Origin of the sequence: Pseudomonas sp. 2822-15 (genome assembly GCF_002742515.1) — a bacterium.
GTDB lineage: Bacteria > Pseudomonadota > Gammaproteobacteria > Pseudomonadales > Pseudomonadaceae > Aquipseudomonas > Aquipseudomonas salomonii.
In genome coordinates this window covers 337,999-352,770 of record NZ_LJRY01000377.1, presented here as the reverse complement: position 1 = coordinate 352,770, position 14,772 = coordinate 337,999, and the positions used below count along the sequence as shown (strand labels likewise).

Below are 14,772 nucleotides of genomic sequence, written 5' to 3'. Positions count from 1 at the left end.
CTCAGGAAAGCGTTTTTGACATGGGTCAATGCGCCGCATCAATCCACTGGGGGCAGCCCAAAAAACCCACGGGCGCAAGCGGTGCTGTGTTCGGCCAGGTCCTCCAGCGACTCGTTGCGATGCAGCGCAACCTCACGCAGTACTTCCGGCAAATAAGCCGGTTCATTACGGCCATTTTTCGGCTTGGGCCGCAAGGTGCGCGGTAGCAAGTACGGCGCATCGCTTTCCAGCATCAGGCGGCCACGGGGAATTTCCCTGACCAGCGGATGCAGGTGCGTCCCACGGCGCTCGTCGCAGATCCAGCCAGTGATGCCGATATGCAAGTCGAGGTCGAGGTAGCTGAACAGCGCCTGTTGTTCGCCGGTAAAGCAATGCACCACGGCGGCGGTCAGGTGATCGCGGTAATCCTTGAGAATCTCCAGCAGGCGCTGGTTGGCGTCACGTTCGTGCAGGAACACCGGCAGTTTCAGCTCGACCGCCAGTGCCAGGTGCGCTTCGAGGACTTTTTCCTGCTGCGGGCGCGGGGAAAAGTCCCGGTTGAAGTCCAGCCCGCATTCGCCCACCGCACGCACGCGGCTTTCGCTGAGCAACCCGCGCAAACGCTGGGCGCTGTCGCCGTTCCAGTCACTGGCCGAGTGCGGGTGAATGCCGGCGGTGCTGAACAGGCGTTGGCCGCTGTCATCGAGTTTTACGCACAGTTCCAGGGCCTGTTCGCTGCCGTCGACGCTGGTGCCGGTGAGCACCAATTGTTGCACGCCGGCAGCATAGGCTCGGTCGAGAACGGCCTGGTGCCTCTCGTCGAAACTGGGGTTGGTCAGGTTGACGCCGATATCAATGAGTTGCATGGTGCTAGCTCCGCCTGCGGCCGGAAAGCATATCAGAGCTGTAGATTTATAAGAAAAACTAAGAACTACAACGCGTTATAGCTGTCTTTGAACGTCGCAAGTGACATTGTGGCTGGCCCATCGCCTGCCCCGACGCCACCGTTGCGTGCCTTGCCAGCGCTTGAAGCGCTCTGTTTCTGACCTCCAGCTTCTCGTCTTTCACGAGAGGGCTGGCCAGTATTCTTTCCGGAGAGCGGATGATCCGACCCTCGGCGTTGCTTATGTTGTGCCTCACGTTACTGCTGCCCACGGCGGCGGTCGCGCGTCTCGACGGGCCGCTGGAGGTGACCAAGCCCGGCAAGGTCCGTGATTTGGCGCAGATCCGTTCCAGCCGCACCCTGCGTGTGCTGGTCAACCAGAGCCGTAACAGTTCCGGTGAGGTCCAGGGCCAGGCCATCGGCGTCGAATATCATCGTCTGCGCGCCTTCGAGCAATACCTGAACGGCCACGCCCGGGATGGAGAAGCCATCAACCTCAAGATCATTCCCAAGGCCAAGGACCAATTGCTTGGCGCGTTGGCCCGTGGCGAAGGCGACTTGGTGGCGCCGGGTGAACTGCTCGATGTAAAGGCCACGCACAAGATCAGCACCAGCGACCCGATTGCCAGTGGTGTGCCGCTGTGGCTGGTGGGCGTGAAGGGGGAGCGGCGGTTTACCAGGCTGGAGCAATTGTCCGGGCGCACCCTGGCGTTGACCACCGGCAGTGCGGCGGCGGATGCGATCAGTCAGGTCAACCAGCAACTGGCGCTGCACAAGCGTGCGCCCGTGAAGGTGGAGTGGGTGGACCCGACGCTGGCCGTGGAGGACGTATTGGAGATGGTCCAGGCCGGGATCTTCCACCTCACCATTGTCGAAAAACCGATTGCCGAGCGCTGGTCGAAAATCCTGCCCAAGTTACGTTTTGATCGGCAGGTGGTCATCAGCGCACCGGGTGATGAATACTGGTTTGTGCGCCAGGATGCCTCGATGCTGCGGGCCAGTATCGATCGCTTTCTCAAGACTTATCGCACGCCGTCCGACCAGGACGTGGCGTTCCAGCGTATTTATCGACGTCTTTACCAGGTGCGTAATCCGCTGGCCCGCGCCGACCGTCAGCGTCTGGAGAAATTGCGTCCGGTGCTGCAAAAGCACGCCCGTGAGCAGGGCATGGACTGGCTGAACCTGGCCGCGCTGGCGTTCAAGGAATCCGCTCTGGACCCTGGCGCGCGTAACAGCGGCGGGCCTACCGGCCTGATGCAGATCACGCCCTCGGCGGCGCAGCGGGTGGGGGTGAACAATATCGAGAGCCTGGACAGCAATGTGCAGGCCGGTGCGCGCTACCTGGCGATGATCCGTCGCAAGTTCTTCGCCAGCCCCAAACTCAACGAGCGCGAGCGCATGGCCTTTGTGCTGGCGGCTTACAACATGGGGCCGGAGCGGGTCCAGGGTATGCGTGCAGAGGCTCGCCGGCGGGGCTTGAACCCCAATCAGTGGTTTTTCCAGGTCGAGCGTATTGCCATGGAGCAGGTGGGAATGGGCGGCGTCAGCTATGTTAATAGCGTGAACAAGTATTACTTGGCGTTTGATCGGGAGCGTGAATCCCTGGAGCCGTCGGCGCCGAAAATTGCCTCACGAAAATAATCGGTTTTATCGATAAGTATTAGGCGATTTTTGCGCTTTTATCATTGCATGATCCGATTAATATAGCGGCCAACCAACCCCTACTTTGAAAAGGATTATCACCATGAGCCCACTGATCACTCGCATTCTGTCCACTCGCGCCGGTTACGGCCTGACCATCCTGCGAATCTTTGTCGGCATCGTTTTCGCCGCCCACGGTTCGCAAAAGCTGTTTGGCTGGTTTGGCGGCGGCGGTTTGGCCGGTACTGCGCAGTACATGGAAAGCCTCGGCCTGACCCCAGGCACGCTGATGGCGGTGTTGTCCGGCGGTACGGAGTTCTTCGCCGGGCTGGCCTTGATCATCGGCTTGCTGGCGCGCCCGGCGGCGTTGGGCCTGGTCTTCCTGTCGCTGGTGGCGATCTTCTCGGTGCATATCCATAACGGCCTGTTCATGGCCAACAACGGTTATGAGTTCGCCTTGGCCTTGCTTGGCGGTGCGCTGGCGGTGTTGTTCGAAGGCGCCGGCAAACTGTCCGTCGACCGTGCCATCGCCCACTGATCGGTCGCGTAACGCCCTGAAAAAGCCCGCCATGAGCGGGCTTTTTCATTGCTCGGGATTCTTGACATCGCCCCACCGGCTTCTCTAGGATGCTGCTCATGCGCCGATTTAAACAGCTAATTGCGGGGCGCCACTGGGACTCAATGCAGCCCGACAGAAGCATGCACTCATCATGAGTCAGGTTTCGAAATACCGCTAAAGCGCTGGTTCGGTGTTGCCTCTCACCTGCCCGCAGACTTTTGAGGCAGAGACACGACACGATGAATGCACTACGCCCCCTCATACGCCTGGCCCCGATCACTGCGGACCTGACTCAACGCAACCCCAAGATCCTGCTGGGTGGCAAACATCAGCCGACCTTGTTGCGTTACCTGGACGGCTGGCCGCGCCGCACAGGGCGCCCTTCAGCGTTTCTGATCCAGTTTGTGGAAGATGGCGATTCCCTGAGACGTTTTGCCAGCAACAGTTTTGATCTTGCCGTTATCCAGGCGCCCAGTGCCGGCGATGCCGAGGAAGTGATCCGCCAACTGACGCGCATCGCCCGGCAAGGGCTGATTGCGCGTCGTTGACGGCTGATCAGTGAACGACAGCCGCCGATCGACGACGCCGGTGGTAGAGGAACACTGCACAGGCGATCAGGCATAACGGCAACGGCACCGCGCCGATCATCAACAACTTGAGATTGCGCTCCACTTGATTCACAGATGCATACGCCTGGTCCTTGAGTGCCTGCAACTCCATGGGCAGGCGCAGGCGTTCCTTGTTGAGCGCCTGCAATTGGATAGTCGTATCCACCGCGCGGGTGCCGAAGCCGATACTCGGTGGATTCAAGCGCTGCCATTCCTGCTCGGTGTGCTCAAGCCGCCTTTGCAGTTCGCCGGCCTTTTGCGCATAAGCCCGCTCTGCAGCCTCGCGCAGTTGCTCCAGTGCGTGGGGAGAATGGCTGATCTTTGTACGCGGTTGAATGTTTGCGAGCACGTCGGGAGCCGCAAGGTTATCCAGGGTATTCAAGACAAACATCACGTTGCTATTGGGCGCAGAGTCGATCACAGCGTCCATCAGCAAATCGGTATCGGCGACTACCACCACCTCGATATGCGCAGCCTTTTGCAGACCGGCACGTTGTTCGCCAACGCCATCCGGAAAGGCCGAGTAGGCGGGGCCTTCGAGGCGCGCTGCGATCATGTGGGGTTGCGTGGCAGCCGGTATCCCTTCAGCCAGTAAGTCGGCTGCAGACGTTGCTGCAAAGCGGCCTGAGTCCAGCAGCGTGGAGCGCCTGGAACTCTGCAACAGGGGCGTGAGCGTGGTGCGGCTTTTTCTCACGCGCGACAGCGCACCGCTGCTCGATACGATGACCGTATCCAGTTTCCAGACACTCACGTCGTTGGCGGCCATCGCGTGCCGAGGCAGGTTCAGCCTGGCCGGGTGCCGTACCGCCGGCGCGCCTGAACCAAAAGCGTGATCGATCAACAGTTTGTCCGCCGGCATCTGAATGCCCCAAGCCGCCAATAGCCCGTCCAGCTTTGTGTCGGTGGGCTTGGCGTTTGTCTCGGCCTCGCTCACCGGGTCAATAAAGAGCATCAGTTTGCCACCCCTCAATACAAACTGGTCAATCGCATACAGGGTTTGTTCCGGCAGGGCGCGCGGGTGTACAACCATCAGGGTTTGGATCGATTCGGGCACGGTCGGGGTGCTTGATGCCAGGCCGACCAAATTGAAATGCCGATGCATCTGGGCCAGCACTTGTTCCCCAGACGCGTTCAATGCCAACCCCGTCAATACGCCGACGGTGGGGAGCTCGGGGTGCATCAGTTGGTGGATCAGATGGCTGATTTCGTACTCAAGCAAGGGCTCGTCAGCCGGGCGCAGTACTTTGATACGTTGTGCGGGCTGGCCTGCGCGGGTGCCGATGAGGCCAAGAAAGCCTTGCTTGTCATCCAATCCGAACAGGCCGGCCTTGTAGGCATCCTCTGAATAGGGTGTCGGATCTATAACATGTAGGTTAATCATGCCCTTTGACGCTTTTTCGAACTCTTTGAGTAAATCTTCCACTCGTTCGCCATAGCGGTTTATTGCCTGGCTTCTTCTCGGGTCATTACTTGAGTTGAAGTAATACAGATCCAGCGGGTGTTCCAGAGTGGCAAGCAGTTGTCGCGCAGGGGACGATAAAGTGTGGATTTTCTGCTGTGAGAAGTCCCAGCGGATATTCGGTAGTTTGCCGACCCAGGCGAGATTAAATGCAAGGAAAAGCAGCAATATGACCAGCAGCGTCATACCTGTACTCAGAGTGGAACGCATCGTTTGCTTTCCTTCTCAACGGGTTTTGTAATTGAGCATGACTGTGGATGCCGAGAGAAAGGCAAGGATCATGCTGATGTAGTACAAACCGTCATGCAGTGTCAGTTTGCCGTTGTCGATAGCACCGAAGCGCGAGATAGGATTAATCGAGACCAGGCTGTCTATGACCCAGATCGGCGCCTGATGCTCAAGTGCGTCGAGAACCGATGAAAGTCCGCTGGCAGCCAGTAACATCACCACCGTTATAAGGAACACAGCCAAACGTTGATGGGTCAGGGTAGAAGTAAAACATCCGACAGAAAGATAGGCGCCGGCCAGCAACCAACTGGCTAGAAACTGTGAAGAGATAACACGGTTATCGGCGGTGCCGAGGGAGTTGGCGAGGATCACCAGTGGGAACGTCAGCAACAATGCGATACCGCACACGACCCACGCAGCCAGAAACTTTCCGATAACCCGCTCTGCGCCGGTGATAGGCAGGGTCTTCAGCGTGTCGCGCATGCCGGCGTGGTGTTCGTCCGACCATAGTTGTGTCGACAACATGGGAATCAGCAGCAGGTAGAGCCAAGGGTGCAATTGGAAAAATACCTGCAGGTCGCCGCTGTCCTGTTCCAGCCACTTGCTTGTATACAACCCCAGGGTGGCGCACGAAACCAGAAACGCGGCAATACCCAGGTACGTGCTGGGCGTACAGGCATAACTGGCGAGTTGGCGTTTGAAAATGACAGGCAGCAGTTTCAAAGGGTGACCTCGTGGCTCAGATGCTGAACGACTTCGTTCAGGCGACCTGGCTCCAGATTCAGTGACGTTATGTTCCAGCCGCGGCTGGCGATAAGTGCGTTGATATGGGGGTAGATGGCGTGCCCGGGCATGGCCAGAACGGTCACGGTGCCGGGTGCATGCCGGTCCTCTTCTATACCTGCCACGCCGGGTAATACGGCAAGGGCGAGTAAATCCAGGGGTGTTTCTGCGGCCAGCGTGACGGCTCGGTAATGCCGGGAGTTGCGCTGCAAGTCGGGCAGTGGGGTATCTGCCACAAGGTGCCCGCCGGCGATAACCAGGGCGCGCGTGCAAAGCCCGGACAGGTGGTCGCAGTGCCGGGAGGCAATGATGACGGCCATGTCTTCGGTCAGCGCCTGGATAAGTGTCTTGAACCTGAGCAGTTGATCCGGTGTGAGCCCCTCGGTCGGCTCATCCAGCAACAGCAGGCCGGGGCCGTGCAGGATCGCCTGGGCGATGGCTACTCTGCGTTTCAAACCGATCGAAAGCGCCGCAATCGGTGTATCGAGCACCCGTGACAGCTCCAGGCGCATGGCGGCCCGATCGACACGGCTACGTTTTTCGGCACCGCTGAAGCCGCGAACGGCGGCAATGAAATTGAGCACGCCTTTGACCGACAGTGTCTGATGGCTGAGGCCGCCCTGGAGCTGATAACCAAGGTTTTTTTGCGCCTGCACTGGCTGCGTCTGAGTGTCGAAGCCCTGGACAGTCACATGCCCCACAGAAGGTTTGGCAAACCCGGCTATCACGTTCAGTAGAGTGGTCTTGCCTGCGCCATTCTCCCCGAACAGGCCTATGCATTCCTGGCGTTGGGCACAAAATGAGACATTAGTGATGATGTTTCTTTTGCCCAAACGCTTTGTCAGGCTGCTTATCTCGAGCATCTTTTTACCGAATAAGTTTTGCGAGGCGTAGGAACATGTACCGTCATGCACGGTAAGCGCCGAGAAAGATACGTTTAATCATTGGACTTGGGAACAAGGGGACATGTTTATCAGACAAGTCCTACGCCGAATCAGATAACTTGCTGAAACAATTGCGTTGTTCCGAGGCTTGTTAACGGCCAGGTGTTTAACTGGCGTTCAAATAAGTTTTACTCTTTCGCAATAAGGCCTGAATATCATGATGCTTCTTCGCACGCTTGTTCTTGAACGCAGCGGTCAGGACACACCGATCAACGGTGCATTACTTTGCGGATTTGCCGTTGCACAGACCGATTCAAACTTTCTGGTCTATAGCCTGGATGAAGAGACCGAACCTGGTAACTCCAGGGTCTACATCGCGGCGCTCCGCAAGAAACTCGATCGGTATTTTCTGGGTGGGGTCGAGTCCAAGGAAGATCTGCAAGTTGCCATGCAAGTGTTCAAGCAAATCCTCGTGGCAGCGGCAGCATCCGGATCCAAGACCGGCACTGTTAGCGAATCCTCGATCCCTTTCCATTTTATTGATTTGAAGGGCTGCAAGTTGCCGCCCGCCAGACCGGAAGATCATCATTCAATGATCATCAAGAAGGCCCTGGTCATGAAGGTTATTACTCTGGGCATGTCCGCGCCCGCACTGCCGGCCATCGAAAGTGCTTCGTTGATCGTGCCTTCGATTCGCTTCTCATCGCAGATGATTTCCCCGCCCAGGCCCACGAACCCAGCCAACTCCGCTGAGCCTCCGGTTTCCGAGCCGCTCAAGGCACAACCGCTGGAGGCACCCGTCGCGATAGCTCAGGAGCAGGCATTGGAGCCAGAACCAAAGCCAGAACCAGAACCGGAACCAGAACCGGAACCAAAGCCGGAACCACAACCAAAGGCGGAACCGGAACCGGTCGAGCTCAGTGTGCCCCCGGTTCAGGTTGAGCCGGCCGCGCCTGCACCGCGCCCACCTGCCCCCCAGATGGAGCATGCCTCGTTGCTCGAGGTCGACAGCACGCTGACCCGCCTGGCCAAGGTCGCCCAGGAGCTGTCGCAGCAACAGCAAGCGACAATCGAGCGAGAGCAGATGCTTGAGCAGTGGCAAACCCGACTCGAACAGGAGCAATACGAGCTGGAGGACAAGAGCCGAGAGTTGCAGCAGCAAACAATGCAGTTGCAGGCGCGAAACCTTGAAGTTGGCCAGAAGGCTGAGAAGTTGACGCTGGCGCTGTCGCAGGTGGCCGGAATACGCCAGCGCCTGCAGAGTGTGCTTCTGGAACTGGATCAAACCCTGGATGGCCAGGCTTGAAGCTGATGTGTTCTGCGGTCTGGCTACTTTTCAGGGTTCATTTATCATCAACCCCAGCCGGCCGGCGCCAGGGCATGCTGCCTTGGCATCGGCACCATTGGACATTGTCTGGGGATGCACGCGTTTGAGTACAAAGCTGATTACCAAAGAAGGTCATGAGGCGCTGAAAAAAGAGCTGGATTACCTGTGGCGTGAAAAACGCCCGGATACCACGCGCAAGGTGACCTGGGCGGCGTCTCTCGGAGATCGCAGCGAGAACGCGGATTACCAGTACAACAAGAAACTGCTGCGTGAGATTGATCGGCGGGTGCGTTACCTGCGCAAGCGCCTGGAAGATATGCGGGTGGTGGAGTACATGCCCGAGCAGGAGGGCAAGGTGTTTTTCGGCGCCTGGGTCGATATCGAAAATGAGCAGGGCGAGACCAAGCGGTTTCGTATCGTCGGCTATGACGAAATTTATGAGCGCATGGATTACATCTCCATCGACTCACCCATGGCCCGGGCGCTGCTGCGCAAGGAGGTCGACGATGAGGCTATGGTGCAGACGCCGACCGGCGAGGTGTGCTGGTGGATTACCGGTATCGAGTATGTGAAATAAACGCTGGCCGGCACGCCTTCGGGCGTGCAGGCCATCGCTGGTTTCAACCTTCGCGCAACACCGTCAATGGGCTGGCATTCAACGCCCGACGCGTACCGAAGACACCGGCGCCGCCGATGAGCACGGCGCCGATCACCGGCAGTAGCAGCAGCCACGCATGCGGATGCCAGGCCAGGTCGAAGGCGTAGCGGTACAGCACCCAGGTCACCAACTCGGTGCCCAGGGCCGCCAGCAGGCCACTGACCGCGCCGAGCAAGCCGAACTCGATGCGCCGCGCCTTGACCAGCAACTTGCGCTCGGCCCCCAGGGCACGCAATAGCGCGCCCTGGCGAATCCGCTCATCCAGGGTGGCTTGCAGGCCCGAAAACAACACCGCCATGCCCGCCGCCAGCACAAACAGCAACACGTACTCCACCGCCAGGGTCACTTGGGCGAGAATGCTGCGCAACTGCTCCAGCAAGGCTTCGACCTGCAGGATGGTGACGGCCGGGAAGGCCCGGGACAGGTCGACGATCTGCTGGTCATGCCCTGGCGCCAGGTAGAAGCTGGTCAGGTAAGTGGCGGGCAGGTCCTTCAAGGTGCCGGGCTGGAAAATCATGAAAAAGTTGGGCTGGAAGTTGTCCCAGTTGATGGTCCGCAGGCTCGTCACCCGTGCTTCACGGTTCTCGCCACCGACGGTGAACACCAGATGATCATTGAGCTTGAGCTTCAGGCTTTCAGCGACCTTGGCTTCTACCGATACGCCTGGGATGCCATCGCCCGGTTGCTGTGACCACCAAGCGCCTGCGGTGAGGACGTTGCCCGGTGGCAGGTCGGCTGCCCAGGTCAGGCTCAGGTCGCGCTGCACAGCGCGGTCACCACTGGAGTCTTTGCTGACGATCTCCTGCACCGGTTCGCCGTTGATGCTGATCAAGCGGCCCGGCACCACCGGGTACAGCGGCGCCGCTTGCGCTTGCAATTCCAGCAGGCGGGCGCCAAAGGCGTCTTTGTCGGCCGGCAGGATGTTCAGGGCGAAATAGTTGGGGGCGTCCTTGGGTAGCTGGTTTTGCCAGGTGTCGAGCAGTTCGCCGCGCAGCAGGGCAATCAAGCCCATGGACAACAGGATCAAGCCAAACGCCAGGGACTGCCCGGCCGCCGCCAATGGATGGCGCAGCAACTGGCCCAGGCCCAGGCGCCAGGGCAGGGACGCGCGGGCCAATAAACGACGCAGGCTTTGCAATAACAACAGCAGTAAACCACCCAGAATCAGCGCCGCCATCACGCCACCGCCGAGCAACGCGAAGGTCAGCACCAGGTCGAGGCTCAGGCGCCACATGATCAGGCCAAGGGCGAACAACGCAGCGCCATAGACCATCCAGGTGCTGGAAGGGATCGGCAGCATGTCGCGTCGCAATACCCGCAGCGGCGGCACCCGGCCCAAGGCTGCCAGTGGCGGCAACGCGAAGCCGGCGAGGGCGACCAGCCCGGTGCCGATGCCCGCCACTGCCGGCAACAGCCCGCCGGGCGGCACGTCGGCCGGCAGCAGGTCATGCAGGAAATAGAACAGGCCAAATTGCGCCAGCCAGCCGAGCACGGCGCCGGTGAGGCTGGCCAACAGGCCCAGTACACTCAATTGCAGGCTGAACAGCAGCATCGTTTCGCGGCGTGACAAGCCAAGGCAGCGCAACAGCGCGCTGGCGTCGAAACGGCGGCTGGCGAAGCGGTTGGCCGACAGCGCCACGGCCACGCCGGCCAGCAGCACTGCCACCAGGCTGGCCATGTTCAGGTAACGCTCGGCCTTGCCCAGGGCGCCGCCGATCTGCTGGTTGCCGTCACGCGAATCCTGCAGGCGCTGGTTGGCGGCAAGGCCCGGCTTGACCAGGTCGCGATAGGTTTGCAGCGCCGTGCTGCCCTGGGGAGCACGCCACAGTTCGCGATAGCTCACGCGGCTGCCGGGTTGCACCACGCCGGTGGCATCCAGGTCGGCGAGGTTGATCATCACGCGCGGCGTGAGGCTGTAGAAGTTACCGGCGCGGTCGGGCTCGTAGGTCAGGATATGCGTCAGTCGCAGGGTTTTCATGCCCACGTCGATGCTGTCGCCGACTTTGAGGTCCAGCGCGGTCAGCAGCCGGGCCTCTACCCAGGCTTCGCCTGGTTTGGGGCCGCCTCCCGCCGTTTCTGCGCCGAATGGCTGCGTGGCGCTTTTGAGTTCGCCGCGCAACGGGTACTGCTCGTTGACCGCCTTGATGCTGGAGAGCTGGATGCCATTATCGGTAGCGATAACGCTGGAGAACTCAACAATGCGCGCGTGATCCAGGCCCAGCTCCGTCCCTGATCTGATTTGCTCGGGGCGGGCCGGCGAGCTGCCTTCGAGCACCAGGTCGGCACCGAGGAATTCGGTGGCCCGCAACAGCATGGCGCCGTTCAGGCGTGCACCGAAGTAGCCGATGGCGGTGCTGGCCGTGACCGCCACCAGCAGGGCGAAAAACAACACGCGCAATTCGCCTGCGCGGGCGTCGCGCAACAATTGACGCATGGCAAGGCTGAACAGGCGCAACAGCGGCAAACGTGCCATCAAGGCTCCAGGGGCGCGACCATCAGGCCGGCTTCAAGGCGGATCAGGCGTCGGCAACGATGGGCCAGGCGCTCGTCGTGGGTGACCAGCACCAGGGTCGTGCCGCTTTCCTTGTTGAGTTCGAACAGCAGGTCGCTGATGCGCTCGCCGGTGTGGCTGTCGAGGTTGCCGGTGGGTTCATCGGCAAACAGCACATCCGGTTCGGCGGCAAAGGCCCGGGCGATGGCGACGCGTTGCTGCTCGCCGCCGGATAGCTGGCGCGGCGAGTGGGTCAGGCGTTGGCCCAGGCCCACACGTTCCAGCAAGTGGGTGGCGCGCTCGCGGGCATCTTTGCGGCCGTCCAGTTCCAGCGGCAACATGACGTTTTCCAGCGCGTTGAGGCTGTCGAGCAGTTGGAATGACTGGAAGACAAACCCCACGTGCTCGGCGCGTATGCGCGCGCGCTGGTCTTCGTCGAGGGTGCTCAAGGCTTGCCCGGCCAGGGTGACTTCACCGCTGCTGGGCAGATCGAGGCCGGCCAGCAGGCCGAGGAGGGTGGATTTGCCGGAACCGGAGCTGCCGACGATAGCCAGGCTATCGCCTTTGTTCAGTTCCAGGCTCAGTTCGTGCAGGATAGTCAGTTCACCTTCCGCGCTGGGAACCACTTTGCTAAGGTTCCGCGCGGTGAGAATGCTTGCGCCCATGGAGAATCCGATGCGAATGTGGTTTTTGAGTGCTGGCCTGGCCTTGATGTGCATGGCCCAGAACGCAGCGGCGGGTACAGTCCTGATCGTTGGCGATAGTATCAGTGCCGGTTTCGGGCTGGATACCAGCAAAGGGTGGGTAGCGTTGCTGGGACAACGGCTCAAGAGCGAAGGTTTCGACGATAAAGTGGTCAACGCCTCCATCAGTGGTGACACCAGTGCCGGAGGCCTGGCGCGGCTGCCGGCGGCGCTTGCAGAGCATAAACCGGATGTGGTGATTCTCGAGTTGGGCGGCAATGACGGCCTGCGTGGGCAGCCGCCAGCGCAATTGAAACAAAATCTTGCGTCGATGATTGACCAGTCCAGGGCCGGTGGTGCCAAGGTGCTGTTGCTGGGGATGCAGTTACCGCCTAACTACGGCCCGAAATACACCACGGCGTTTGCTGAGGTCTACGGTGCGTTGGCCAAGGAAAAAAACATCCCGTTGGTGCCGTTTTTCCTTGAAGGCGTGGGCGGTCATCCCGAATTGATGCAAGCCGACCTGGTTCACCCGGCAGTCGGTGCACAGGGCAAGTTGCTGGAAAATGTCTGGCCGACGCTAAAACCGCTGCTATGACGCTTTTCTACCGGCAGGCTTTCGGCTAAGGTGGCGCCCCCCCGATCTGGAGCCCCCGATGTCGCGCCCTGCCTGGTCCCTGTTCAACTACCAACTGATCGAGCCTGATGAGCAGCTGGATCTGTTCGCCTGCCAGGAAGTCCGGGTGCATCTGGTTGCGCGTCAACTGGAGTTGGGTGGCTCGATCGACCGCACGCTCTGCGGCACGTTATTGCCGGCGCAACCACGCTGGTCGTCGGTGGATCGTGCTATTTTTCAGGACCAGCGCCTGTGCCCGCTGTGCCGGGCGATTCTCGAATCGCAAAAGCGTGGCACGCCGCTGATCTGGCCCGAGCTGCGCTTCGAGTAGCAGTGGGGCAGGTTGATGCCTGGATCGCGCTTCACGTATACAATCAGTGTTTTCCTACCCGTCGTTCTGCGAAGGATTTTCCGGATGTTGTCGCGCCTTTCCGTCGTTACCTGCTGCCTGTCTCTTGCTGCCCTGTGTTCAGCCGGTTCGGCCTCAGCCTTGCAGTTGCCCTTGCCGCCGCCGGGTGAAGACATCGTCGGTCAGGTCCAGGTGATCAAGGCCAAGTACGAAGACACCTTCGCCGACCTGGGCACCACCTATGACCTGGGCTATTCGGAAATGGTCGCGGCCAACCCCGGCGTGGATGCCTGGTTGCCGGGTGCAGGCACCGAGATCGTGCTGCCCACGCGGTTCATTCTGCCGCCCGGCCCGCGCGAAGGCATCGTGATCAACCTGGCGGAATACCGGCTCTATTACTATCCAAAGGGCCAGAACGTGGTGTACACCTTCCCGTTGGGCATTGGCCGTGAGGGCTGGGGTTCGCCGGTCGCGCACACCACCATCACCGGCAAGATCCCCAACCCGACCTGGACCCCGCCAGCGTCCATCAAAGCCGAGCACGCCGCCAATGGCGACCCGCTGCCCAATGTGGTGCCGGCCGGGCCGGATAACCCGCTGGGGCCATTCAAGTTCACCTTGGGCACGCCGGGTTACCTGATCCACGGTTCGAACATGAAATTTGGTATCGGCACGCGTACAAGCCACGGCTGCTTCCGCATGTTCAATAACAACGTGCTGGAGATGGCCGACATGGTGCCGGTCGGTACATCGGTGCGCATCATCAACGATGCCTACAAGTTCGGCAGCAGTGGCGGCAAGGTCTATCTTGAGGCGCATACGCCGTTGAACGACGATGGCACGCCTTCGGTGGTCGACAAGCACACCGCCGTCATCAATGCCCTGCTCAAGCGCGAAGACCTGGCCAACAATTTGCGCGTCAATTGGGATCAGGTGCGTGACGTGGTGGCCGCCGAAGATGGCCTGCCCACCGAGATTGGTGTACCGGGTGCCGGCACACCGGTGGTGTCGAGCACGCCAGTCGATCTGCAGCAATAAGCCTGTTCGATCACAAGCCCGCCCAGGCCTTGCGCTGCGGCGGGCTTTTTATTGCGCCGGATTCAGGGCTGAATGCCGGGCAATAAAAAAGCCGATCCAAGAATGGATCGGCTTGATAACAACCCCGAAGGATTATTACTTGCGGCTTGCTTTTTCAAGCATGCGCAGAGCGCGCTCGTTAGCTTCGTCAGCAGTCTGTTGTGCTTTTTGAGCAGCAGCCAGCGCTTCATCAGCTTTACGGTAGGCTTCGTCTGCACGAGCCTGGGAGCGAGCTGCTGCGTCTTCAGTTGCAGTCAGACGAGCTTCGGTTTCTTTGGAGACGCTGCTGCAACCGGTAGCCAGAACTGCGGCCAGAGCCAGAGCAGAGAATTTCAGAACGTTGTTCATCGTGTTCCCCTTCAAGGACTTTCTATTAAATGGCTACTTTCTCAGGGTGAGCTGATAGCCGGCGTACATACTACTCATTACTTGTAGTAAGTAAACTGACGTAGCGCAAGAAGCAAAAAAAATTCTTGTGCCGTATCTATTTTGGCTAATCTTTTGGAGGTTTGTATAAAAACTGTCCAGAAATTTTCATTTCGGCGGG

General features: G+C 59.8%; 15 protein-coding genes. 8 read left to right on the top strand and 7 right to left on the bottom strand.

The genetic code is table 11. The annotated features are described in order from the left end of the window. Positions 1 to 38 precede the first annotated feature (38 nt). The gene (locus tag AOA59_RS30705) at positions 39 to 845 is read right to left on the bottom strand and encodes a TatD family hydrolase (RefSeq protein WP_099490035.1); all 807 of its coding nucleotides are present in this window, start codon (positions 843 to 845) and stop codon (positions 39 to 41) included. 236 nt (positions 846 to 1,081) lie between these two features. Here AOA59_RS30705 and AOA59_RS30700 point away from each other — a divergent pair, with 236 nt between their 5' ends. The 3 genes from AOA59_RS30700 to AOA59_RS30690 all read left to right on the top strand — a co-directional run bounded on the left by AOA59_RS30700 (position 1,082) and on the right by AOA59_RS30690 (position 3,610). Continuing rightward, positions 1,082 to 2,503: a transglycosylase SLT domain-containing protein gene (locus AOA59_RS30700; RefSeq protein ID WP_065911932.1), complete on the top strand. Its 1,422-nt coding sequence runs from the start codon at positions 1,082 to 1,084 to the stop codon at positions 2,501 to 2,503. 103 nt (positions 2,504 to 2,606) lie between these two features. Beyond that, complete coding sequence (locus AOA59_RS30695; protein ID WP_099490034.1) at positions 2,607 to 3,041, top strand: DoxX family protein; 435 nt, start codon at positions 2,607 to 2,609, stop codon at positions 3,039 to 3,041. Between the two features lie 260 nt (positions 3,042 to 3,301). Next, the gene (locus tag AOA59_RS30690; RefSeq protein ID WP_065911930.1) at positions 3,302 to 3,610 is read left to right on the top strand and encodes a hypothetical protein; all 309 of its coding nucleotides are present in this window, start codon (positions 3,302 to 3,304) and stop codon (positions 3,608 to 3,610) included. Positions 3,611 to 3,617: 7 nt separating this feature from the next. On the opposite strand, the gene AOA59_RS30685 is transcribed toward AOA59_RS30690, so the two are convergent. The 3 genes from AOA59_RS30685 to AOA59_RS30675 are packed head-to-tail and all read right to left on the bottom strand — an operon-like array spanning position 3,618 to position 7,003. Then, positions 3,618 to 5,339 carry a GldG family protein gene (locus tag AOA59_RS30685; protein WP_099490033.1) on the bottom strand — a complete coding sequence of 574 codons (1,722 nt, stop codon included), beginning with the start codon at positions 5,337 to 5,339 and terminating at the stop codon, positions 3,618 to 3,620. A 15-nt stretch (positions 5,340 to 5,354) separates the two neighbouring features. Continuing rightward, positions 5,355 to 6,080 carry an ABC transporter permease gene (locus AOA59_RS30680; protein ID WP_099490032.1) on the bottom strand — a complete coding sequence of 242 codons (726 nt, stop codon included), beginning with the start codon at positions 6,078 to 6,080 and terminating at the stop codon, positions 5,355 to 5,357. Next, on the bottom strand, positions 6,077 to 7,003 hold the full coding sequence (locus AOA59_RS30675) for an ABC transporter ATP-binding protein (protein WP_099490031.1): 927 nt from the start codon (positions 7,001 to 7,003) through the stop codon (positions 6,077 to 6,079). Before AOA59_RS30675 ends, AOA59_RS30680 begins: the two co-directional genes overlap by 4 nt. Before the next feature lie 238 nt (positions 7,004 to 7,241). Between AOA59_RS30675 and AOA59_RS32550 the strand changes: the two genes are divergently transcribed. Both AOA59_RS32550 and greB read left to right on the top strand, forming a co-directional pair. Beyond that, positions 7,242 to 8,330 (top strand): hypothetical protein, encoded by a 1,089-nt coding sequence (locus tag AOA59_RS32550; RefSeq protein ID WP_158235283.1) that lies wholly within the window; start codon positions 7,242 to 7,244, stop codon positions 8,328 to 8,330. A 124-nt stretch (positions 8,331 to 8,454) separates the two neighbouring features. Then, the gene (greB, locus tag AOA59_RS30665; protein WP_056857197.1) at positions 8,455 to 8,928 is read left to right on the top strand and encodes a transcription elongation factor GreB; all 474 of its coding nucleotides are present in this window, start codon (positions 8,455 to 8,457) and stop codon (positions 8,926 to 8,928) included. Positions 8,929 to 8,971: 43 nt separating this feature from the next. Here the strand turns inward: greB and AOA59_RS30660 are convergent, their stop codons facing one another. Both AOA59_RS30660 and AOA59_RS30655 read right to left on the bottom strand, forming a co-directional pair. After that, positions 8,972 to 11,482 carry an ABC transporter permease gene (locus AOA59_RS30660; RefSeq protein WP_099490030.1) on the bottom strand — a complete coding sequence of 837 codons (2,511 nt, stop codon included), beginning with the start codon at positions 11,480 to 11,482 and terminating at the stop codon, positions 8,972 to 8,974. Further along, entirely contained in the window at positions 11,482 to 12,165 is a 684-nt protein-coding gene (locus AOA59_RS30655) for an ABC transporter ATP-binding protein (RefSeq protein WP_017136140.1), read from the bottom strand. Before AOA59_RS30655 ends, AOA59_RS30660 begins: the two co-directional genes overlap by 1 nt. 10 nt (positions 12,166 to 12,175) lie before the next feature. Between AOA59_RS30655 and AOA59_RS30650 the strand changes: the two genes are divergently transcribed. From AOA59_RS30650 to AOA59_RS30640, 3 genes are all read left to right on the top strand, one after another. After that, a complete protein-coding gene (locus AOA59_RS30650; protein WP_065929720.1) occupies positions 12,176 to 12,781 on the top strand; it encodes an arylesterase in 606 nt (201 codons plus the stop codon). A 58-nt stretch (positions 12,782 to 12,839) separates the two neighbouring features. Next, a complete protein-coding gene (locus AOA59_RS30645) occupies positions 12,840 to 13,130 on the top strand; it encodes a hypothetical protein (protein WP_017136142.1) in 291 nt (96 codons plus the stop codon). A gap of 84 nt (positions 13,131 to 13,214) precedes the next feature. Then, positions 13,215 to 14,186, top strand: a complete 972-nt coding sequence (locus tag AOA59_RS30640) for a L,D-transpeptidase family protein (protein WP_099490029.1) — start codon at positions 13,215 to 13,217, stop codon at positions 14,184 to 14,186. Between the two features lie 135 nt (positions 14,187 to 14,321). Here the strand turns inward: AOA59_RS30640 and oprI are convergent, their stop codons facing one another. Beyond that, positions 14,322 to 14,573, bottom strand: a complete 252-nt coding sequence (gene oprI, locus AOA59_RS30635) for an outer membrane lipoprotei OprI (protein WP_003172710.1) — start codon at positions 14,571 to 14,573, stop codon at positions 14,322 to 14,324. Positions 14,574 to 14,772 lie beyond the last annotated feature (199 nt).